Source organism: Flagellimonas zhangzhouensis (assembly GCF_900102925.1).
Classification (GTDB): Bacteria; Bacteroidota; Bacteroidia; order Flavobacteriales; family Flavobacteriaceae; genus Flagellimonas; species Flagellimonas zhangzhouensis.
This window is the reverse complement of record NZ_FNKI01000001.1, coordinates 458,464-480,220: the sequence shown is the minus strand read 5'-3', so window position 1 is coordinate 480,220 and position 21,757 is coordinate 458,464. Positions and strand designations below refer to the sequence as shown.

The following is a 21,757-nucleotide window of genomic DNA, read 5'->3' as shown; positions in this document are numbered from 1 at the left end:
AGGCCTCCCTAAAGGGAGGCTTTCTTTTTATAGGTCAAACTTAAGCTGCACAAGAACAGCTTCTTTTTTCTCCTTTGCTTTTTCTTTTTCGGTGTTGAGGTTGGCCAACGAGATGCCCAAAAGACGAACGGAATTCTCCAATGTAGACTGATACAAAAGTTCCTTGGCTGTTTCCAAAATCAGGTCTTTGCTGGCGATAAAGTAGGGCAGGGTTTTGCTCCGTGTTTGCAAGGTAAAATCACTGTATTTGATTTTTAACGTGATGGTCTTGCCAGCAATTTTCGATTTTTGAAGCCTTCTTTCCAGCTCGGCAGCAATGTTGTCCAGTTTTTCCAACATAAAAATCTCGCTGCTCAAATTTTCAAAAAAGGTACGTTCCGCTCCCACCGATTTAGGAATACGATGTGGCTTTACTGAACTTAAATGAATGCCGCGAACTACATTAAAATAATGCTGGCCACTTTTTCCGAAATGTTGGTTTAGGAATTCCAAGGATTTTCCTTTAAGGTCTAGTCCAGTGAAAATACCTAGCGAATACATCTTTTCCGCAGTTACCTTACCGACACCGTAAAACTTTCGAATATCCAAATCCTCCAAAAACTGGATGACCTCCTCTGGATTTACCGTTTTTTGTCCGTTGGGTTTGTTGTAATCGCTTGCAACCTTGGCTATAAATTTATTTATGGAGATACCAGCAGATGCCGTGAGCCCTGTTTTTTCAAATATCTTTTTTCGGATGTCTTTGGCGATGAGCGTAGCAGATGGATTCCCTTTTTTGTTTTCTGTGACATCTAGATAGGCCTCATCCAAAGAAAGCGGTTCCACCAAGTCGGTGTACTCATAAAAAATCTCTCGAATTTGTATTGAAACTTCTTTATAGCGGTCAAATCGTGGTTTTACAAAGATGAGTTCGGGACAATTGCGTTGGGCCATATGTCCAGACATGGCACTGCGGACACCAAACTTTCGTGCTTCGTAACTGGCAGCAGAAACTACCCCTCGTTTGGAGCCTCCACCAACAGCAACAGGTTTGCCTTTTAGCTCGGGATTATCGTGTTGCTCCACCGAGGCATAATAGGCATCCATATCCACATGAATGATTTTTCTTAAGGGAAAATCAAAGTCCATTTTCAAATTTAGGGTATATTTAGTTTGATGGAACATTTGGAAATAGAACGAAAATTTTTGGTTAAAAGCGAAGCGTATAAGAAAGAGGCAACTTCACCAATTCGCATTGCACAAGGGTTTTTAAACACCGACCCAGAACGAACCGTAAGGGTCAGAATCATGGGAGAAAAGGGCTTTTTAACCGTAAAAGGTCCCAGTAACGAGTCGGGAACCACCCGTTTTGAGTGGGAAACAGAGATTACCGCATCCGAAGCCACCAACCTCATTGATCTATGTGAAGATGGGATTTTAGAGAAAAACCGTTTCGAGGTCAAATTGGGAAACCATGTGTTTGAGGTGGATGAATTTATGGGAGACAACAAGGGGCTCGTGGTTGCCGAAGTGGAACTCAAACATGAGGATGAACGTTTTGAAAAACCGAGTTGGTTGGGCGAAGAGGTCACGGGACAAACCAAATACTACAATTCCCAATTAAGTAAACTTCCGTATTCGAAATGGTAAACAGCAGGCTGGTCATCAATGTACTTTTTATTGTTTCTGCGCTAACCAGTATTGTTTTGGAGTACCTGAACATTAGGGAAGGGTATGTGTTTTTTAAACCATTTACTACGTTTTTAGCAATTGTATTGCTGTTTTCTTCAGGGAGAACTTCCGTTCCCAAATTCAAAACCTTGATGATTGTCGCACTTGCTTTGTGTTTGATCGGCGATACTTTATTGCTGTTCAAATCTTATTTTGTCTTTGGACTGGCCTCATTTTTATTGGGGCATCTTCTTTTTATTGCAGCGTTTATCCAATTAAAAGGGTTCTACGCCCATTGGATTTCGTTTTTCTGTTTGATGGTCATTGGTGGAAGTCTCTTTTTATGGCTAAAACCCGATTTAGGGGATTTATTGGTTCCTGTATCGTGCTATATTCTTGTGATTTGCGTAATGGCCTGGCAGGGTATCGGATTGTATGTTCGTAATAAAAGCAAGCCTTTTTTGTGGATTGCCATGGCGGTATTGTTTTTCATGTTTTCGGACAGTATGATTGCAGTGTCCAAGTTTAAAATGCCATTTGACTATGCCAGTGCCTTGATTTTATCGACCTATTGGTTGAGTATCGGTCTATTGGCGAATGCTGGGTATCAAATTATATCCGAGGAGAAAGGATTTGCTTAATCCAACTTCTTATCCAAAGCCAAAATCGTTTTTAAAAGTACATTGGCACCATTGGCCATGTCTTCGGCTGAGGTAAATTCTTGTGGTGAATGACTGATACCTCCTTTACTGGGAACAAAAATCATCCCCGCAGGAGCAAATCGGGAAATATCTTGCGAATCGTGTCCCGCGCCACTGGGCATTTTTTTGAAGGAAAGTCCTAAATCTTTTGCTGAAGCCGCTATCTCATCCTGAATCATCGGAGTGGTCAACGCAGGGTCGGAAGTCGTGTCTAAAGGCTTAAATTCTACGGATACGTTGGATGCTTTTGCAATTTCTTCGGTCTTGGTTTTTATGGCATTGTAGACTTTCGCAATCACTTCAGAAGATAAATCTCTAATCTCTAAACTTGCGGTGACCTTTCCAGGAATCACGTTGGGAGCTCCTGGCTCGGCTTTAATACGTCCAACCGTTCCTACTTGGCTGCCTTCAAAACTATTGGTGACATCGTTTACCGCTACTATAAATTTAGCGGCCGCCAACAGTGCATCCTGTCTAGCATTCATAGGGGTGGTTCCTGCATGGTTGGCGAAGCCAGTGAATTCAACATCCCACCATTTTAAACCTACAATCCCCTCAACTACACCAATGTCCAAGTTTTCCTTTTCCAAAGTCCCACCTTGTTCAATATGCAGTTCCAAAAAGGCGGCCAAGCTTCCTTTTTCTTGTTTGGCTTGGTCAAGTTTAGTGGTGTCTCCACCAATACGCATAATGCCCTCACCCATAGAATATCCAGTGGAATTCACCACAGAAAGAGCTGCTTGGGTCAAATTCCCTGCCATGGCCCTACTACCCATAACCCCTCCTTCTTCATTCGGAAAAATTAGTACTTGTAAGGGATGTTCCGTTACTAGTTCGTTTTCGTTTAAAGTTTCAATAACCTCAAGTGCGGCCATAGAACCCACACACCCATCGTAATTACCGCCATGGGGAACTCGATCTATATGTGAACCAAAAGCAATGGGTTTTTTGCTGGCATTTTTTCCTGATTTTGTGCCTATGATGTTTCCAGCTGGATCAATTTCTACAGTCATCCCAAAACCCTTTAGGGTTTTAACTACCCAGTTTCGAGCTTCTATATCTGCATCACTAAAAGCAACACGTTCGGTTTCTCCATTGGATTGCAGGCCAAACTTGGCCAAATCAAAAATGCGTTGTTCCAGTCGGTCTTGGTTGACCGTCAATGCATCTTTTTGAGCCAATAATTCACCAAAGCAAAATAGAAATAGTGCTGAAAAAAGGAGTTGTTTCATAATCACCTAGTTTTATGAAAGATAGGGTTTAGAAATAACTTTTAGAAAGGTTTAGGCTGCTTTTTCTGTTGCCGCTGATTTCAATTCATGGTCGATGATGCGTTGTTCCGACCATTTTTTTTTCTTTACACCACTTACCAAAGGAATAACCACCCCAATGCCTAATAGTGCAAATGCAACCATAAATATATTGAATGGGTTTACAAAGAAGGAACCGCTATTTAGGGTAGCCAAAATCAACATAGTGGACAATGGGAATGATAGTGCCAAAATTGCAACACCAAAATCACTACTAAATGTTTTGTTCTTCGGTTTTTTGTCCATTTCCATGCTATCCACAGTAGCAATGTGGGCATAAGGCCAAAAACTACAAGCACTCAATCCAAAGGCAATGGTCAACAAAATGTCGTTTCTTGCATCAATGCCTGTTGCAGCCACAAAAATGCCCGACAACAGTAGAACCAATCCTGCTCTTATACTTAAAAGTGAAAAGATTTGGAAAAACTGCTTCTTTTTGATTTTAACCGCCAATCCAATAAACAATAGGACCAAAGGTGTCATGATCAAGCTTAATTTTTCCAAAGTTTCACTTAAAAAGAAGGGAAGAGAATCCATGTGGAAACCAAATGCTAATAAAAGCAAGGCCACTCCTATAAATACGTTTACAGGTTCGGAAACCATAGCCTTTACCAATGGTTTCAATTTGGTTCCGTTCTTTTTTCCATCGGAAGTTTGGAGACTATAATGCCAGTTCATTGCAACCAAGTACAAAAAGAACAGTACAAATACCTTGTTTCCTAAGTCGGACATGGCAGCCATGGCCAAATAATCGTCTCCTAAAAATTCCAAAATAAATGGGAAAGAGGAGAGTCCTGGTGCAAGGGAAGGAATCAACATCCTTGCCGTACGGAACTCTGGAGTTCCTTTGGCCACACCCATTAGGGGCATTACCAAGGGCATTAAAAAGAACAATAATAGGTTAAGCCCAAGGGCTAAAAGAGGCAATATTAATAAATGCAACTCGACCTTGACCCCCAGCAACGCAATAAAAATGGTTGCAGGAAGGGCAAGGTTGAGTATTATTTTTTTGATTCCTGTGATTTCTTCTTTGGACTTAAATTTTACTTTAAGTAAGATTCCAATGAAGATGAAAAAGAGAAATACAATAGTTTTTTGAAATCCAATATCCACTACACCAATACTTTGCTGAGAGCGGCGGTGAACATTTTCATTTCATCCATGGTACCCATACTAACACGGCACCAATTTTTACCCATAAACTGGAATGCTCTTACACCAACTTTCAATTCTGTCATTTTTTCCAAGAAATCGTTTCCTTGCATTTCGATAGGGAAAATAAGGAAACTTGTATAGGACGGTACGTACTCAATGCCCATTTTATCTAGGCTTTTGTACACGTATTCCCTACATTCTGCATTTAGGGTTCTGGATTTTTCAATGAAGGCAGCATCATCCATGGCAGCCATGGCAGCGTATACAGATGGCAAGGTAATACCCATACCACCTCTGGTTATTTTTTGAATACGACCCAAAGTTTCTTCCAATGCAACTACATAACCTACACGAAGACCAGCCATACCGTGAATTTTGGAATAGGTACGTGCAATGATCACATCCTTACCTTCTTTTACCAAGTCGACCATACTTTTTTGATCTTCTTCTTCCAAGAACCATAAATAAGCTTCATCCACAAATACAGGAACTTTTTCGGATACTCTTGAACAGAAATCCAATAGTTCTGTTGCATCGGTCATGGTACCTGTAGGGTTGTTTGGGTTACAGATGTAAACCAATTTGGTATCGTCATCTATGGCTTCTTCCATAGCTTTTAGGTCATGCGACCAATCATCTTTTAATGGAACAGGCTTCCATGTAGCTCCTACTGATTCGGCAACCCTAATTAAAGACATATAAGCTGGGTCAGCAGAAACAACATTACCACCGTTCATAAAGAATACCATGGCAGTTTTTTCCAAAAGGTCGGAAGACCCAGGACCCATCATAATATTTTTACTTTCAACACCTTCATAGGTAGCGATTTTTTCTACCAGTTGGAACAATTCTTTCCAAGCGTAGCGGTTACCACCTGTTGCAGAGTTTTTGAAAGCTTCCACGGCCATTGGAGATGGACCGTAAGGGTTTTCATTGGCATTCAACTTAGCGGACAACTCAGGAAGCACCGCTGGATTTTTAGGTAAATATTCTTTAAAAAATGGACTGTACACTGCATTTCCTTCGGTATCCAATAATAATGGTACCCTAGGAGTTTCAGCTAAACCAATATATGGTAAGGCCATTGCACCACCTGCGGTGAGCACACTTTTTCTGATCCAATCTCTTCTGTTGATGTTTGTAGTTCCCATTTGAGTATTTAGTTTTTAGCAAGTTTCTAAAATTAGTCGATCATTTAACATAATCCAATACTAAAAACATAAAAATCAGTGTCTTATAGAGGAATTTATTAAAATAAGGAGTGATTTATTGAAAAATTAACAGTCAAATTCTTCAATCAAGAGGGTTGGTCTGCAGATATTCCAAAGTTAGGATACCACGTAGGTTATTGATAATGATATGATCTAGCAACTCGTGAATGCTGTATTCTTGAAATAAATTGTCTTTGGAGTAGACGGTTTCTTCCATTCGGGCTAAGAAAAGCGAGCAGACCAGATCAATGTTCACATTTTTTCGAATCTGACCCAGTTCTTTTGCTTTTTTCAAGAGCGGATTTACAATATCCCAAACGATATTGGACTTTATTTTGGAATAAAACTCATAGGCATTGGGATAGTATTTATTGAGCCCATGAAGAAAGGAAGGGTTGAGTTCTTGAAAGGTCATCAACCCTTGTTTATATATATAGATCACAGTATTGAGGGGCTGCCCATTATTGGGGTTTTCGAGCATGTATTGGTCTATGTTGGAAAGAATTTTTCCAAAATAGTAGGTCAAACTTTCCTGAACCAATGCCTCTTTACTGCTAAAATATTTGTAGAGGGTTTTTTTGGAAATGCCCAAATGCTTAGCCAAATCGTCCATAGAGAAGCGTTTACTGCCGAATTTCGTAAAGTTCTCTATGGCGTAGGCTAATATGTCGTTTTTTCCCTCGATCATGTTTTACTTCCAGCCACCACCAAGAGCTCTATACAGCTCTACAATGGCATTTAGTTGTGCGTATTGTGAATCCACGTAATTAAGCTCGGAATTCAAAGCGTTTTGTCTTGCAGTCAGAACTTCCAAGTAGTTGGCCAAACCATTGTTCAACAATTCTTCGGAATAATCCTCAGCGGTTGCATAGGCTTCAAGTTCTTTGGCCCTGGCTTCCATTTTTTGGGTTTCTGCATCATAAGTGTACAAGGCATCGCTCACTTCTCTTCCAGCGGTTAACAAGGCTTGTTTATAACCAAGCAAAGCCTGCTCTTGTTGTGCCTTAGCTACCTCCATTTGGGTACGCAATTGTCTTCCATTAAAAATAGGCTGGGTCAACCCCCCCACTAAAGTGGAAAATAGGGAACTCGCATCCAACCAATTTTCAAACTCCAAACTTTGAAATCCTCCGTTCGCGGATAAGGTTAAGGAAGGGTACATGCTGCTTTTGGCCACATTGGTCAATTCGAAAGCATTGATAAGCCCATATTCAGCCTGCATTACATCAGGTCTGTTTGCCAATATTAAATAGGGAACTCCAGTACTCAATTCAGTGTCGATGGATTGATTGTCCAAAGAGCCACGTTCAATGTTATGGGGAGCTTCACCCAAAAGAATACTAAAGGCATTTTCCAACAATTTGATGTTGTTTTCAAGGTCGATAACAATAATCTCTGTGGTATGTACTTGTGCTTCGGTTTGTTTTACGGCAACTTCGGTTACCTGACCTGCTTCTTTTAAAGCAATGGTGGTCTCCAAACTACGCTTTCTGGATTCCAAGGTTTGTTTGGAAACTTCCAACTGTTTGTCCAAAGCCATTAATTGATAGTAAGTGCCTGCGATACCCGCAATCAAATTAGTTTTTACCGCTTGGTGGGCCGATACACTTTGTAAATAGGAAGCTCCAAAAGCTCTTTTGTTACTTCTGATCTTGCCCCAAACATCGGCTTCCCATGAAAGGGCACCCGATAGTTCGTATTGTTCCAATGCACTGGTGAAAAAACTACCGAACTGACTGTTCTGTGAGTTTTTTGTTCTAGTAAAACTTGCCGTTCCAGAAAGCGTTGGATAGTATCCTGCCTTACCCTGTTTTACATAGGCTTCAGCTGCCAATACGTTTTGAAGCGCGATGCGGACATCCAGGTTGTTCACCAAGGCCGTATCAATGTATTGCTTCAATTGGTCATCGTTAAAAAGATCTCTCCAAGAAATATCTGCCATAGAAACACTGTCCTGTGGCAAATTATCGGTTCGGTAGAGATTCTCGGTCTCTAATTCTGGTCTTGAGTAGTCTTTGGCCACAAAACACGATTGCATTAAAAGTGGTGCCGTAAGAACCAAGAGCAGTTTATATGTGGATTTTATTTTCATGGTTGATATACTTTGTTTGATCAAAGAATAATTAAGCATTGTTTGCGTGTTGAATTTCTTCTGGCTTGCCTGTTATCTTTTCTTGAAGTGCTTGGAAGACCACAAAAAGAACAGGGATTATGAAGACCCCTACAATGGTTCCTACAAGCATACCCCCAACGGCACTTACACCGATGGAACGGTTACCAATAGCACCGATTCCAGAAGAAAGTGCCAATGGTAAAAGACCAAAAATGAATGCAAAAGAGGTCATCAAAATAGGACGTAGCCTTGCTCGCGCCCCATATGCAGCGGCATCGAAAAGGGATAATCCTGCCTTACGTCTTTGCAAGGCAAACTCTACGATCAAAATGGCGTTCTTGGCCAAAAGACCGATCAACATGATCAAGGCAATCTGGAAATAAATGTTGTTTTCCAAACCTGCGAAGTTGATAAACAAAATTGCTCCTGCAATACCAAATGGCAATGACAACAAAATGGCAAGCGGCAAAATGTAACTTTCGTACTGTGCACTCAACAAGAAATACACAAAGACCAAACTCAAAATAAAGATGATAATGGTTTGCGCACCTGAGTTACTTTCCTCCCTTGTTAATCCTGAATAATCGTAGGTATAGGAATTAGGAAGTACTTGGGCCGCCACTTCCTCGATGGCCGTAATGGCATCCCCTGTAGAATAGCCTGCATTTGGAACCCCAGTAATGCTTACAGAACTCAAAAGGTTGAAACGAGACACAACTTCTGGACCGTAAATTCGCTCTAAATCCACAAACTGACTAACTGCAACGGACTCACCATCTGCATTTCGCACAAAAATGTGGTTCAAGGATTTTTCATTGGCACGATCTTCAGGTTTGGCCTGGATCATTACACGATATTGCTTACCAAACTTGTTAAAATCGGTTGCATAAATACCACCATAATAACCTTGAAGCGCATTAAAAATGTCGGTAGCCGACAAACCTGCCATTTTTACTTTCTCCATATCAATGTCCAAGTTGTATTGTGGAAAACCTGGGTCGAACTGTGAAATGGCATATTGAATTTCAGGTCGGGCATTTAGCGCTCCCAAAAACTGATTTTTAATGTCGTTGATAGAGTTCCAGTCTTCACCTGTTTTACTTTGTAACTGGACTTCAAAACCTGAGCTGGTACCAAAACCTTGGATACTTGGAGGTGTAAAGTAAATGATCTGTGCATCGTTGAACCCAGCAGTTGTAGCGTACAATTTCTGCATAGTGGCATTTACCGATAAGGAATCCGCATCCCTTTCGCTCCAGTCTTTCAATTTCATAATGGAGAAAGCATAGGAACCTGCACTTACTCGGTTAAGAATACTAAAACCAGCTACGCTCATCCTAACATCGATGATGTCCATGGATTCATAAATGGAATCCAGTTTCATGATGGTCTCTTCCGTTTTTTCGATGGTTGTTCCTGGAGGCATGCTCACGTTGGCAAAGATCATTCCACGGTCTTCATCGGGAATAAACCCTGTTGGTGTAGATTTGAACAAGTATGCTGCCAAGGCACCAAAGGCCAAAAGAAGAAATAGCGTAATCCATTTTCTTTTCACCAAATTACCAACGGTATTGGTGTATTTATTGGTCATGGCCGTAAAGCCAACATTGAAGGCTTTAAAGAAGCGAGCTAACAGATTGGTTTTTTTGCCTTTTTCATGGTCGTGTGGCTTTAAGAAAAGTGCTGCCAAAGCAGGACTCAGTGTTAAAGCGTTTACCGCCGAAATTAAAATGGCAACTGCCAATGTAATACCAAATTGCTGGTAAAATACACCCGAAGAACCTTGTATAAAGGATACAGGGATAAATACCGCGGACATTACCAACGTAATGGAGATAATGGCTCCAGAGATTTCGCTCATCGCGTTTTTGGTAGCGGTTTTTGCTGAATCTGCTCCTTCTTCCAATTTGGCGTGCACCGCCTCCACAACCACAATCGCATCATCCACCACAATACCAATCGCCAAGATCATGGCGAAAAGCGTTAACATGTTTATGGAATATCCGAAGAGTTGCAGGAAGAAAAACGTACCAACAATGGCCACAGGTACCGCAATGGCAGGAATCAAAGTAGACCTGAAATCTTGCAAGAACAGGAACACCACTATAAATACCAAAATAAAGGCTTCGATCAAAGTTTGCACCACGTGATCAATGGAGGCATCCAAGAAATCTTTGGAGTTGAACGGAATCACATAATCAAAACCTTTAGGAAAATCAGCTCTCGAATCTTCCAAAATGGTTTCAATTTGGTCGATGATCTCTTTGGAGTTGGATCCTGAGGTTTGATATACCCCAACGGCCACACCAGGTTTCCCCATCCCTGAGTTTTTCCTGATATAACTCTGTGCTCCCAATTCAATGTCGGCGACATCTTTCAAACGAAGAAAACCACCATCATCTGTTGTTCTAAGAATGATGTCTTCGTATTCGGCAACTTCCGAAAGACGACCTTTATATTTAATTACGTATTCGAAAATACCATCTGCGTTTTCTCCAATTTTACCCGTTGCAGCTTCCGTGTTTTGCTCACGTAAGGCAGCCTGGATATCGGCTGGCACCAAATTATAGGCAGCCATTTTATCTGGGGAGATCCAGATACGCATGGAATAATCCTTGGCACCAAAAACGTTTACGTTACCAACCCCTTTTATACGCTGTAATTGGGGTACAAGGTTAATTTTGGCATAGTTTTCTACAAACGTGGCATCGTAATCTTCATTTTCCGAATAAATGGAGAAGAACAACAAGGCACTGTTCTGTGCTTTCTGCGTAGTTACCCCTGTATTGATTACTTCTTGAGGCAAAAGACTGTTTGCCCTGGCCACACGGTTTTGTACGTTTACCGCCGCGATATCTGGGTCAACACCCAATTCAAAAAACACGCTGATATTCGCAGCACCATCGTTACTGGCAGATGAGGTCATGTAAGTCATGCCCTCCACACCGTTGATTTGTTCTTCCAGTGGAATCACCACACTTTTAAGTACGGTCTCGGCATTGGCACCTGTATAGTTTGCCGTCACCTGAACCGTAGGAGGAGCAATCTCAGGATATTGTTCTACGGGCAAAGTACTTAATCCCAGCACACCCAAAATCACGATGATTACGGATATTACTGTGGAAAGTACAGGACGATCTATAAATTTTTGGAACATATATAATTTGTTCTAAGTATGATTGATTGCAATTATTTTTTTACGGGATTGATCGCTTGACCATCCTTTAATTTAGAAACCCCTTCGGTGACAATGGTACTCCCAGCTTCCAAACCTTCATTCACAATAAATTCCTTATTGGTTTGCGAGGCAATTTTTAATGGAACGGATACCACGGTGTTGTCTTGATTAAGTACATATACCATTTTGGTTCCTTGACGGTCGATGGTAGCAAATTGTGGAATTACAAAAACATCCTCGAAAGTGGATGGAATTTTAATGGTTCCTGTACTTCCAGAGCTCAATAATAATTGTGGGTTGTCAAAATCAGCTCTTAGGGTTACACTTCCTGTTGTTGGGTTGATGATGTTGTTGACCATCGCAATTTTTCCTTTTTCAGGATAGGTTTCACCATTGATCATGACCAACTCCACTTCTGGAGCATTCGCTGAAGATGCAGCTTCCCCATTATTGGTGATTTCACTTTTCATGTCCATCAATTCCTTTTCGGTCATGGAGAAATAGGCACGAATACCGCTGATATCAGAAACAACAGTCAAAGGCTGACCCATGGTACTGCTTACCAAAGCACCCACTTTATAAGGAATCTCACCAATGTAACCGCTTACGGGACTCGTAATGTTGGAATACCCAATATTTGCAGCAATACTGCTGTAATTGCTTTTGGCTTGTGCCAATTGCGCTTTTGCGGTTTCCAATTGTACTTCACTTATAATTTCCTTTTCTACCAAAGGAATCAACTTGTTCACCTCTACTTGTGCCACATTTACGGCTGCTTTTGCAGCTTCGGCATCTTGGGAAAGGGTCTGTGTTTCCAATTTGAAAAGTAATTGGCCTTTTTTTACTTGTTGACCTTCTTCCACATAAATGTTTTGCACAAATCCAGAAACTTTGGGCCAGATTTCTACATTCTGAATTCCCTCAATGTTGGTGGAATATGAATTATATATAGAGATATCCTGTTTTTTAAGCTGGGTTACCTCTAGCGAAGGAGCTTGTGGAGCAGCGGCTTGCTGCTGATTATTACCTCCACAGGAAAGGAACAAAAGTGTACCTGCTGCTACTAAGATTGATGTGATTGTTTTCATGTACGAACTTACTTTGTTGCGTTTTTGGTTGTAGGAGTGATTACTCATTTAAAATTGACTCTAATTTCTTGACTGATTTTTTTAGAATTTCTTCGGTCTCGTTCACATAGTCCAGATATACTTGGGTTCTTTCTTGACCCTCTTCGTATTTTTTAGGACAGTATTGTTTGTGATAATCCTTGACCAAAGTGATTATGTGTTTTTCAGTTTCCACCTTTTTCAGGCTTTCTTGAAGTTTAGAAAGGAAGAATGTTTTCTTCTTTGCAGTGGTAAAATAACGTTTGCGATCACCGTGTTTGGTAAAATAGGTTACAATGTCCATGTTCACCAAAAGGTTCAAAGAGGTGGAAATAGAACTTTTACTGGCGCCCAGTCTGTCTAAGCAACCTTCAAAAGTTAATCCGTCCTTGTCCGTTAAGATTAATACTGCGTAGATTCGGGCCGCTAAGGGAGGTAGATTGTGCTCTTCCTCTAAATGCAGTCCCAATGTTTCAATAATTTCTTCCTTCGATTTTTCCATAAGATGGATTTTGAAGGTGCAAATATATGGTTGGTTCGGAACAAACCGAACCAAAAGAACCTAAATGTTTGTTAAATAAATTTAAAGTGGGGTAGAATTAGTCCTTTGATAGTATCCCTTCCTTATCAATTATTGGGATATTGGAAAGGTTTTCTTCAGTGATGGAGTGTTTTGGAAATAGAAACCTTTTTTCAAACAATTTGTTTTCGGCAAAAAAGGTGACGAAGAATTCATTGTTCAATGCCAATACATCTTCTTGAAGCAATTCAACTTTACGATAAGACTTTGGTTCAATGGTGCCAATGCCATGTCGCATGGTCGAAGTTTTTATATCCCCATCAAAACCTTTGGAAACAACTATGGCCATTTCAATGGTATCTGCACGGTTATTGATTAGGTAGGCATTCCAATCTTTGGATAGAAATTCTTCGTTCCACTCACGAATTACCGCAATGTGCACATCCTTGGCAACGGGAATTTCAATATCCTTTTTCATGAAAAACTATAAAGCGCTTTTAAACTGCTCTAGGAAACGAACATCATTTTCGCTCAACAAACGAATGTCAGAAATCTGATGCAGCAACAAAGCAATTCGGTCGATTCCCATACCAAAGGCAAACCCAGAATATACTTCAGGATCAATGCCACAATTTTTAAGTACGTTGGGATCTACCATGCCACAACCCATAATTTCCAACCAGCCAGTTCCTTTGGTCATACGGTAATCGGTTTCGGTTTCCAATCCCCAATACACATCTACTTCAGCACTAGGCTCCGTAAACGGGAAATAGGAGGGACGTAACCTGATTTTAGATTTACCGAACATTTCTGAAGTGAAATATTGCAAAGTTTGTTTCAAATCTGCGAACGAAACGTTTTTGTCCACATACAATCCTTCCACTTGGTGGAAAAAGCAGTGCGAACGGGCAGAAATGGCTTCGTTTCTATATACCCTTCCTGGAGAAATGGTACGGATAGGCGGTTTATTGGCCTCCATATATCGCACCTGTACGGATGAGGTGTGGGTACGCAAAAGAATATCGGGATCGGTCTGGATAAAGAAGGTATCCTGCATATCGCGTGCAGGGTGGTATTCTGGAAGATTTAAGGCCGTAAAGTTGTGCCAATCGTCTTCAATTTCTGGTCCTTCGGAAACATTAAAACCTATCCTCGAAAAGATATCGATTATCTGATTTTTAACTATGGAAATGGGGTGTCTGGAACCCACCTTAATTGGCTCTCCAGGACGTGTAAGATCACCATATTTACCAGTAGTTTCCGATTGGTTTTCCAATGCCTCTTTAAGAGCATTCACCTTGTCGGTTGCTGTGTTTTTTAACTGGTTGATTACTTGACCGAATTCCTTTTTTTGCTCGTTGGGCACATTTTTGAACTCGGCAAAGAAACTGTTCAAAAGTCCTTTTTTGCCCAAATATTTAATTCGGAATGCTTCTATTTCGTCTTTTGAGGTTGAAGTAAACTGTTCTACTTCAGCAATGTGTTCCTTTATGGTATCTATCATGGTCATCCACAGTATTGGGCGACAAATTTAGGAAATTGTCCTTGAATACCTAATCAATTGGCGCAGGTAGTTTATTGCGTATAGCTTTTTAATGCACTTTAAAAAGAAAAGGCCGATGAAAACATCAGCCTTTATATTTGAAATTTGATATTTTATGGATTAAATATAAGTAACCTTACCATCGGAGATGTCGTACATAGCCCCTACGATGGCAATTTCTCCTTTTTCCTCCATTTCTTTTAAAATCACACTTTGACTGCGGATGTTTTCCAATGCCATCTCTACATTTTTAACCGCTACCGCATCAACAAACTCCAAGTTTTGTGAGTTTCTCAAATCATCGTCTTTTGGTTCTTTTACGGCAAAAACAGCAGGTTCAATTTTATTGATTAATGCAGTTAGATTTCCCATTCTCGCATGATCACAGGCACCTTTTACGGCTCCGCAGCTTGTATGTCCTAAAACCACAATAGCTTTGGTTCCTGCTAATTTGCAAGCAAATTCCATGCTTCCCAAAATATCTTGGTTAATAAAGTTCCCAGCGATTCTTACACTAAAAATATCACCTAGACCTTGGTCAAACACCAATTCGGCCGATACTCTTGAGTCAATACAACTAAGTATGGTCGCAAAAGGGAATTGTCCATCTTTGGTATCGTTTACCTGCTCCAACAGGTTTCGGTTTGCTTTTAAATTTTGTTGAAAACGCTCATTACCTTCCTTCAAAAATTGAAGGGCTTTTTCGGGCGTCATGGTCGACTGCGTTTCTTTGGTATGTGCTTTCATATCTTTATTTTATGCCGATTTCTTTTTCGGTCTCAGATTAAAGAATTCAATATAACTTTCAGGATTTTCCACTTCACCTCTCTCAGAGATGAGCATAATATCGATGTTCCTGTTTTTTGCCTTGCTGGAAAAATCTTCAAGAATTTCAACAATATCGTTATCGAGGTACTTGGTTTTTCTAACATCCAAAGTTAGATAAGAATTTTCGGGAAGACTATCCAATTCCTTTAAAATAGCTCCTTTGTTAAAAAAGGTCACTTCCTCAGCTAGGGTCATTTTAATTTTATGGGAGCCATTACTTTTATCCTCAATGTGTAAAAAGTGGGAGTTTTGATAGCTTTTGAACAAAACCACAAAGATACCGACCAAAAGGCCTAAACTTATACCCACCAATAAATCGGTGAATACAATGCCCACAACAGTAACTATAAAAGGCACAAATTGCTTCCAACCTGATTGGAACATGGTTTTGAACAAGCTAGGCTTAGCCAATTTATAGCCCACTATAAATAAGATGGCTGCTAAAACAGATAATGGAATCTTGTTCAATAATGTTGGAATCAAAATCACCGAAATCAACAAGAAAAAACCATGTATAATAGCAGATAATTTTGTTTTACCTCCTGATTGTATATTTGCCGAACTACGAACAATTACTTGGGTAACGGGTAAACCGCCAACTAAACCTGACAACGTATTTCCCACACCTTGTGCCATCAATTCGCGATTGGTAGGTGTGGTTCTTTTATCTGGGTCCAATTTATCGGTAGCCTCCACACAAAGCAAAGTTTCCAAACTGGCCACCAAAGCAATAGTGAAAGCGGTTATCCAGACCTCCATGTTGGTAATGGCAGAAAAATTTGGGAAGCTGAAAAACCCTAAAAAGGACTCAAGACTGTCTGGAACAGGTACTTTAACCAAATGTTCGTCAGATATACCCAAGGTTTCATGTCCTTGAGTGGAAACGTAATAAACTATTCCAACAACCACAGCAACAAGAGGTCCTTGAACCAATTCAAATATTTTTGATTTTTTAGTTAAGACCGAACTCCATAAAATGAGGATTGCCAAAGCGATAATGGCAATTAGAGTTGCACCTGGACTTATAAAATTGACGGTGTTTATGATTTCACTAAAAGTGTTTTGACCATCTACCTGGTAAAAGGCCCAATCGCCTTCAGGATCAGAATCGTAACCAAAAAAGTGGGGTATTTGTTTTAAAATGATGATGATTCCAATCCCAGTAAGCATTCCTTTGATTACTGAAGATGGAAAATAATAAGCGATAATTCCAGCTCTGAGTATCCCAAAAATAAATTGGATAATTCCACCGAGTACTACAGCAACCAAAAAGTTTTGGTAGCCTCCCAAAGTACCGATTGCAGTTAGCACAATGGCGGCCAATCCTGCTGCGGGACCACTTACTCCAATTTGTGAACCACTGAGTGCACCGACCACGATTCCTCCGATGATACCTGCAATCAACCCTGAAAATAATGGAGCTCCACTGGCCAAAGCAATCCCAAGACAAAGGGGTAATGCCACAAAAAAGACCACAATACTGGCGGGCAGGTCGTTTTTAATATACTTAAACATAATATTAGGTGTTTGTCTTTGGTCGTTATTGGTTAGGCCTAAAGACGATTAATAATTGATGATGAAAATGAGGTTACATCAATTGCCTGGGAGGAGGGTCTAATATTTCTAAAGTATGATCGGAAGTTGGGAATAAGTACCCAGAATAAGTAATGAGTTGATTTTGTTTAACGAGTTCGTGCCGTAATTCTGAGAAGTACTTGATGTAGAAAGTTGTTTCATCAAACTTTTTCATCATTTCCTCCATAGAACTGCTTTCTTCTTCCTCACCCGAAGTAAGCATTATGGTCTTGCCCAGTTCTTTGTCCAATAATGGAATAAGAGGTGTTACCAATAGGGAACCTACCAGTATAATGGCAAAAACAGGAATGATTAGTTTGTTGAGCACATTAACACATTTGTAGTAAAATTAAAATCTTAGGCAGAATAAAGTGTTAAAAAATGTTAAAAATCTTTCAAGGCCTTAATACTGCCCTCAAGTAGCCAACCTGTTTGGCCATCTGCGATTCTAATTTTTTTATAGCCATCCAATTCGTCCAAAATATTGACTTTGGTGCCTTCGTGCAATGTGAAAATAACTTCACTATTGGAATTTGGTTCTGCGCTTACGCTGATTTCTTTATTGAAAACTATCGCAGGATTGTTCTTTTTCTGTTGGTCATGCTGAAGGTAGCCCATCAAAACACAGAAAACAGCAAGTCCCAATGAAAAGAAACTCGTAATAAAAGCAATTCTTTTTCGATTGGCCATTCGAATGAAATAATAGGCCAAATACGCTAGAACAAATAGAATGGCAAATGCCACGGTTAAATAGGCCCAACCATTACAACTAAACCAGTTGATGACCTTGTTGTAGATCTGTGCCATTTCAGTTTGGGGCATTTCTTCAATGGCATCCAATCGCATGTTCTGCGCAAACTGTAAGTTGTTTTTTATTTCGGTATCATTTGGAGAAAGCAACAAAGCCTTTTCGTAGTAATAGATACTCGGCCCAATCGCATTTTGCTTATAATAGCAATTGCCCATATTAAAATAGAGGGCTGAAGAATGGTTGCCACTTTCCAAAATCTGTTCGTAATTTTCAATGGCCTTTGAAAACTCCCCGTTATTATAAAATTCGGTGGCTTGTTTAAATAGGGCACTGTTCTGTGCGGAAAGCACGGACAAGGAGAATAGCGCTATGAAAACTAAATACTTCTTTATACTCATAATTGCTTGTCCAATTTAGAGATTACATCACTGGCCGATTCATAGTCTTTTTGCATTTGCACATTCGAAAACGGACTATATCGTGCCATTTCACAACTGGTCAACAAGGCAATAAAACTTTGGATATCGTTGGCATCAACTTGTTTTTCCTTTAAAATTTCAGTTATTTTTTCCTTACTGAATTCAGAGGTTACAATATGCAATTTGGCTTTTAAATAATTGTGCAATCCTTTTTCCAGAGCCACATAAAAGGCCTCTTTGTTACCAAGTTCTTTTTTGGCAGTGGAAAGGTATTTTCTGGCCAACTTATTGGCTTGTTTAATTCGGTTTCCAACTACATCGCTGGCAATGGCCTCTCGCTTTTTAAAGGAGAAAATAGCAATAGGAATCAATAATAGCGGTAAGAAAACAAGCAGGTAAAAACTTCTGGAACCTAAGAAACAACTCTGGTTCATAGAAGATAAATTCGCATCCAATTTGATGAAATGGAATTGATCGCCAGCTGGCACCACCAATTGCTGGTTAGCCGACGGAGCTGCGGCATTTGTACTTCCCGTTGGGCCTTCCATAACCTCAATATTTATTTCATTCGAGGTCAAGGTTTCATACGTGCCCTTGTCTGGATTAAAATAACTGAACGAAATGCTAGGAATGGGATATTTACCACGGAAAGCGGGCACAATGGTATAATTGTCCGATACCTTTCCTTCCATTCCTGTGCTATAGGTTTGAATGGCCTCGTCGTGTTCTGGATCGTAAACTTCCAAGGCACTTGGCAGTTCGGGTTCTGGAAGTTGAAACAATTTTAAGTTTCCTTTTCCAGTTACTTCAACCTTTGCCTGGAGCGATTCAGAAGCATTTAATTGTGTTTTGGTCGTGGTCACCGAGAAATCAAAATCCCCAACAGCACCACTAAAGTTGCTAGGTTTACCAGCTTCGGGTAATGCTTTTACATTTAAGGTTCTTTTTCCTGCGGAAACCGTTTTACTGGTTTGCGTATAAATGCGTCCTCCAAAAAAGTCCCTTCTGTTGGTAGGCACATCCACAAAAATTTCCAAAGAAAGCGGTTCAATATCCAGTTTTCCAGATTTTTGAGGATACAACACCACTCGTTTCAATACCACAAATCGATAAGGTTTTCCCTCAAAAGTGCCATTTTGGGCCGTATGCTTGGTCACTGGAATATCCTGACTCCAAAAATTGTTATAGGTAGGGTTGTCTAGCGGACGGTAATTCGTCACACTAATATTTGGACTCACATAAAGTTTGTAAACTACAGTAACAGCTTCGTTCAAATATGGATTTCCTTTGGAAACTTCTGCTACCAGATGCAAACTTTCATCTGCAACATCATCTACCGTTTTTTGATCACTGGGTTTATCTACCGCGGCGGTAACTTCTACCGATTTTGGGGTAGTTTTATAGGTTTGACCATCTATTTCGATAGTGGCTTGTTCTATATTAAAGTTACCTCTTGCTGTAGGTACTAATATATAAGTGTAGGTTTTGGAAAAGGATCGTTTGCCATTGATCCATGAAGAACTTATGGATTGGGAAGGCCCCATCACCACTTTAAATCCATTGAATGCTGGTGGGTTAAAATTGTCCCCATCCTTGTTCATGGTAAAATCAACACGAAGCCTTTCGTTCAAACCCAGTTTTTCCTTACTGAGGTTCATAGTGAACTCAATTCCTTCTTCTTGCGCATACGAAAAGTTCGTAGCGAGTAGCAAAAAGCTAAGAAAGAGTACTATGTTGCTCCTTAAGGTTTGCATTACCAGTCTTTTTCGTTTTTAACCTTTGCTCCCCTCACTTTTCGGGCCTCCATTTTTTCCTGCACCTTTTTCTCTTCATTTTGCATGGCCTCTAACAAATTCTGAATCTGTTGTTGGGAAAGCTGGTTGGGTCGAGGTTGTTGTTTTTGGTCTTGGGGCTGATCACCTTCATTTGGTTTCTTTTCCTGCTCTTTTTTCTTATCTCCGTCACCTTCTTTGTTTTCTTCAGGCTTTTCTTCTCCATTATCTCCTTTGTCGCCCTGATCGCCTTCGTCCTTGTTTTCCTCGTCGTTTTCTTTGCCTTCGTCCTGTTTGTCCTTATCGCCTCCTTCGTTATCCTGATCTTTGTTTTCGTCCTTCTCTTGGTCTTTTTGATCCTGATTGTCCTTGTTGTCCTGGTTTTGATCGTTCTTTTGCTCGTCCTGTTGTTGTTCGAGCATCTTTTTGGCCAAAGCTAGATTGTAGCGGGTCTCATCATCGTTCGGATTTTTACGTAGTGCTTGTTTGTAGGCTTCAACGGCTTGTTTGTAATCCTTTTGCTGCATAAAAACATTTCCCATATTATGGAATGCCTTATGCTTTTCCGTTTTATCATCAGCTGCTTCAGACGCTTCTTTAAATCGACCAAAGGCTTCACCAAAACTCTCACGGTTATAGTAGGCTGTACCTAAATTAAAAGGTGCCGCAGCATTTTGACTGCTTTTGGAAATGGCTTTTCGGTAATTGGCCTCTGAGTTGATGAAATCGTTGGCTGTTAGCTCCTCATTGGCCTCATATGTGAGGTTGGTAGAAGCTTGAAGTGCTTTTTCTGCCTCTTTCAATGCCTTTTCTGTAGTATCGTTTTGTGCTTGGGCTATGCCAAAACATAACAATAGGCCAAACATCAATCTAATCTTATTGCTCATCATGCTCATTAAAAAGATTTAGTTTTTTCAACCATTGTGTTTTTCTGTCCAAAACGAAGATGTCCAAAAATAAAAATAAAAAGCCTGCACCGAGGAACCATTGAAACTGGTCCTTGTATTCGGCAAATTGCTTGGCTTCAAATTCCGTTTTGTCCATCCTGTTCAATTCTTCTTTGATATATTCCACGGCATTTTCCGTGTTGGATCCATCAATATATTCTCCATCGCCACGGTCGGCAATGATCGATAATACTTCTTGGTTCAGTTTGGTGATGACCACTTCGCCTTGATTGTCTTTTTTCAAACTTTCCACAACTCCATTTCTTTTTATTGGAATTGGGGCTCCTTTAGGTTTTCCAACCCCGATGGTGTAAATGCGGATTCCATTTTGAATGGCATTTTCAACGGAATTGATCGTAGCACTTTCTGAATGATCTTCCCCATCAGAAACAATAAACAGTACTCTGTTGGTCTGCTGTGAATCGTCGTAATAGGTGCTTGCCAAATTAATGGCAGCGTCAATCGCTGTTCCTTGGGAAGACAACATATCGGTATTCATGCTCTGCAAGAACATTTTGGCCGCTCCGTAATCCGTAGTAATCGGTAATTGAGGGTACGCTTGACCAGCATAGGCAATAATTCCGATTCGGTCACTGGCCAATTGGTTGATGATTTCGGAAACAATTCGCTTCGCTTTTTCCAATCGGTTGGGCGCAATATCCTCTGCCAACATACTTTTGGAAACGTCGATAGCGAACACAATATCAACCCCTTCACGTTTTACGGTTTCGAGTTTGGTTCCAATTTTTGGGTTGACCAATCCTAGCACCAAAAATGCCAATCCAGCCAATAAAAATCCAAGTTTAACCGTGGACTTGAAGCTGGAACGATTGGGTGCCAATCTCTTTAATAGATTTAAATCGGCAAATCTTTTTTGGGTTCTTTTTTTCCAGATTTGAAGAAAAAAGAACGCCAAGACCATTACGGGAATAATGGCCAAGAGGTAGAAATATAATTTTTCGTCAAACTGAATCATTC

The 21,757-nt window shown here is 40.3% G+C and carries 20 protein-coding genes; 2 read left to right on the top strand and 18 right to left on the bottom strand.

The genetic code is table 11. The features are described from left to right. Window positions 1-27: 27 nt before the first annotated feature. Complete coding sequence (gene dinB / locus BLQ18_RS02075; protein WP_090292160.1) at window positions 28-1,128, bottom strand: DNA polymerase IV; 1,101 nt, start codon at window positions 1,126-1,128, stop codon at window positions 28-30. 27 nt (window positions 1,129-1,155) lie between these two features. Here dinB and BLQ18_RS02070 point away from each other — a divergent pair, with 27 nt between their 5' ends. Next, a complete protein-coding gene (locus tag BLQ18_RS02070) occupies window positions 1,156-1,629 on the top strand; it encodes a CYTH domain-containing protein (RefSeq protein ID WP_090292159.1) in 474 nt (157 codons plus the stop codon). Beyond that, on the top strand, window positions 1,623-2,291 hold the full coding sequence (locus BLQ18_RS02065) for a lysoplasmalogenase (protein WP_090292157.1): 669 nt from the start codon (window positions 1,623-1,625) through the stop codon (window positions 2,289-2,291). The genes BLQ18_RS02070 and BLQ18_RS02065 overlap by 7 nt, the downstream gene beginning before the upstream one ends. Here the strand turns inward: BLQ18_RS02065 and BLQ18_RS02060 are convergent. The 17 genes from BLQ18_RS02060 to BLQ18_RS01980 form a co-directional block, all read right to left on the bottom strand. Beyond that, a complete protein-coding gene (locus BLQ18_RS02060) occupies window positions 2,288-3,583 on the bottom strand; it encodes a Zn-dependent hydrolase (RefSeq protein WP_090292156.1) in 1,296 nt (431 codons plus the stop codon). The two genes, BLQ18_RS02065 and BLQ18_RS02060, sit on opposite strands and share 4 nt — an antisense overlap. 51 nt (window positions 3,584-3,634) lie before the next feature. Continuing rightward, window positions 3,635-4,774, bottom strand: a complete 1,140-nt coding sequence (locus BLQ18_RS02055) for an AEC family transporter (protein ID WP_090292154.1) — start codon at window positions 4,772-4,774, stop codon at window positions 3,635-3,637. Then, window positions 4,774-5,967: a pyridoxal phosphate-dependent aminotransferase gene (locus BLQ18_RS02050; protein ID WP_090292152.1), complete on the bottom strand. Its 1,194-nt coding sequence runs from the start codon at window positions 5,965-5,967 to the stop codon at window positions 4,774-4,776. The genes BLQ18_RS02055 and BLQ18_RS02050 overlap by 1 nt, the downstream gene beginning before the upstream one ends. 142 nt (window positions 5,968-6,109) lie before the next feature. Continuing rightward, entirely contained in the window at window positions 6,110-6,715 is a 606-nt protein-coding gene (locus tag BLQ18_RS02045) for a TetR/AcrR family transcriptional regulator (RefSeq protein WP_090292150.1), read from the bottom strand. 3 nt (window positions 6,716-6,718) lie between these two features. Then, window positions 6,719-8,119, bottom strand: a complete 1,401-nt coding sequence (locus tag BLQ18_RS02040) for an efflux transporter outer membrane subunit (RefSeq protein WP_090292148.1) — start codon at window positions 8,117-8,119, stop codon at window positions 6,719-6,721. A gap of 31 nt (window positions 8,120-8,150) precedes the next feature. Further along, window positions 8,151-11,297 (bottom strand): efflux RND transporter permease subunit, encoded by a 3,147-nt coding sequence (locus BLQ18_RS02035; RefSeq protein WP_090292146.1) that lies wholly within the window; start codon window positions 11,295-11,297, stop codon window positions 8,151-8,153. A 32-nt stretch (window positions 11,298-11,329) separates the two neighbouring features. Beyond that, entirely contained in the window at window positions 11,330-12,406 is a 1,077-nt protein-coding gene (locus tag BLQ18_RS02030) for an efflux RND transporter periplasmic adaptor subunit (protein ID WP_245668051.1), read from the bottom strand. Window positions 12,407-12,446: 40 nt separating this feature from the next. Then, window positions 12,447-12,926: a GbsR/MarR family transcriptional regulator gene (locus tag BLQ18_RS02025; protein ID WP_090292141.1), complete on the bottom strand. Its 480-nt coding sequence runs from the start codon at window positions 12,924-12,926 to the stop codon at window positions 12,447-12,449. A gap of 97 nt (window positions 12,927-13,023) precedes the next feature. Beyond that, window positions 13,024-13,422 carry a hypothetical protein gene (locus BLQ18_RS02020; protein WP_090292139.1) on the bottom strand — a complete coding sequence of 133 codons (399 nt, stop codon included), beginning with the start codon at window positions 13,420-13,422 and terminating at the stop codon, window positions 13,024-13,026. A gap of 6 nt (window positions 13,423-13,428) precedes the next feature. Beyond that, window positions 13,429-14,448, bottom strand: a complete 1,020-nt coding sequence (gene pheS / locus BLQ18_RS02015) for a phenylalanine--tRNA ligase subunit alpha (RefSeq protein ID WP_090293634.1) — start codon at window positions 14,446-14,448, stop codon at window positions 13,429-13,431. 159 nt (window positions 14,449-14,607) lie between these two features. Beyond that, entirely contained in the window at window positions 14,608-15,234 is a 627-nt protein-coding gene (locus BLQ18_RS02010; protein WP_090292137.1) for a carbonic anhydrase family protein, read from the bottom strand. A gap of 9 nt (window positions 15,235-15,243) precedes the next feature. Further along, window positions 15,244-16,830, bottom strand: coding sequence for a SulP family inorganic anion transporter (locus BLQ18_RS02005; protein ID WP_090292135.1), 1,587 nt, complete (start codon window positions 16,828-16,830; stop codon window positions 15,244-15,246). A 73-nt stretch (window positions 16,831-16,903) separates the two neighbouring features. Continuing rightward, complete coding sequence (locus BLQ18_RS02000) at window positions 16,904-17,218, bottom strand: hypothetical protein (protein ID WP_090292134.1); 315 nt, start codon at window positions 17,216-17,218, stop codon at window positions 16,904-16,906. A gap of 56 nt (window positions 17,219-17,274) precedes the next feature. Next, complete coding sequence (locus BLQ18_RS01995; protein WP_090292132.1) at window positions 17,275-18,039, bottom strand: tetratricopeptide repeat protein; 765 nt, start codon at window positions 18,037-18,039, stop codon at window positions 17,275-17,277. Next, window positions 18,036-19,814: a BatD family protein gene (locus BLQ18_RS01990; protein WP_090292131.1), complete on the bottom strand. Its 1,779-nt coding sequence runs from the start codon at window positions 19,812-19,814 to the stop codon at window positions 18,036-18,038. Before BLQ18_RS01990 ends, BLQ18_RS01995 begins: the two co-directional genes overlap by 4 nt. After that, window positions 19,814-20,728 (bottom strand): tetratricopeptide repeat protein, encoded by a 915-nt coding sequence (locus tag BLQ18_RS01985; protein WP_313795029.1) that lies wholly within the window; start codon window positions 20,726-20,728, stop codon window positions 19,814-19,816. The genes BLQ18_RS01990 and BLQ18_RS01985 overlap by 1 nt, the downstream gene beginning before the upstream one ends. Then, window positions 20,709-21,755, bottom strand: coding sequence for a VWA domain-containing protein (locus BLQ18_RS01980; RefSeq protein WP_090292127.1), 1,047 nt, complete (start codon window positions 21,753-21,755; stop codon window positions 20,709-20,711). Before BLQ18_RS01980 ends, BLQ18_RS01985 begins: the two co-directional genes overlap by 20 nt. Between the last annotated feature and the right edge of the window lie 2 nt (window positions 21,756-21,757).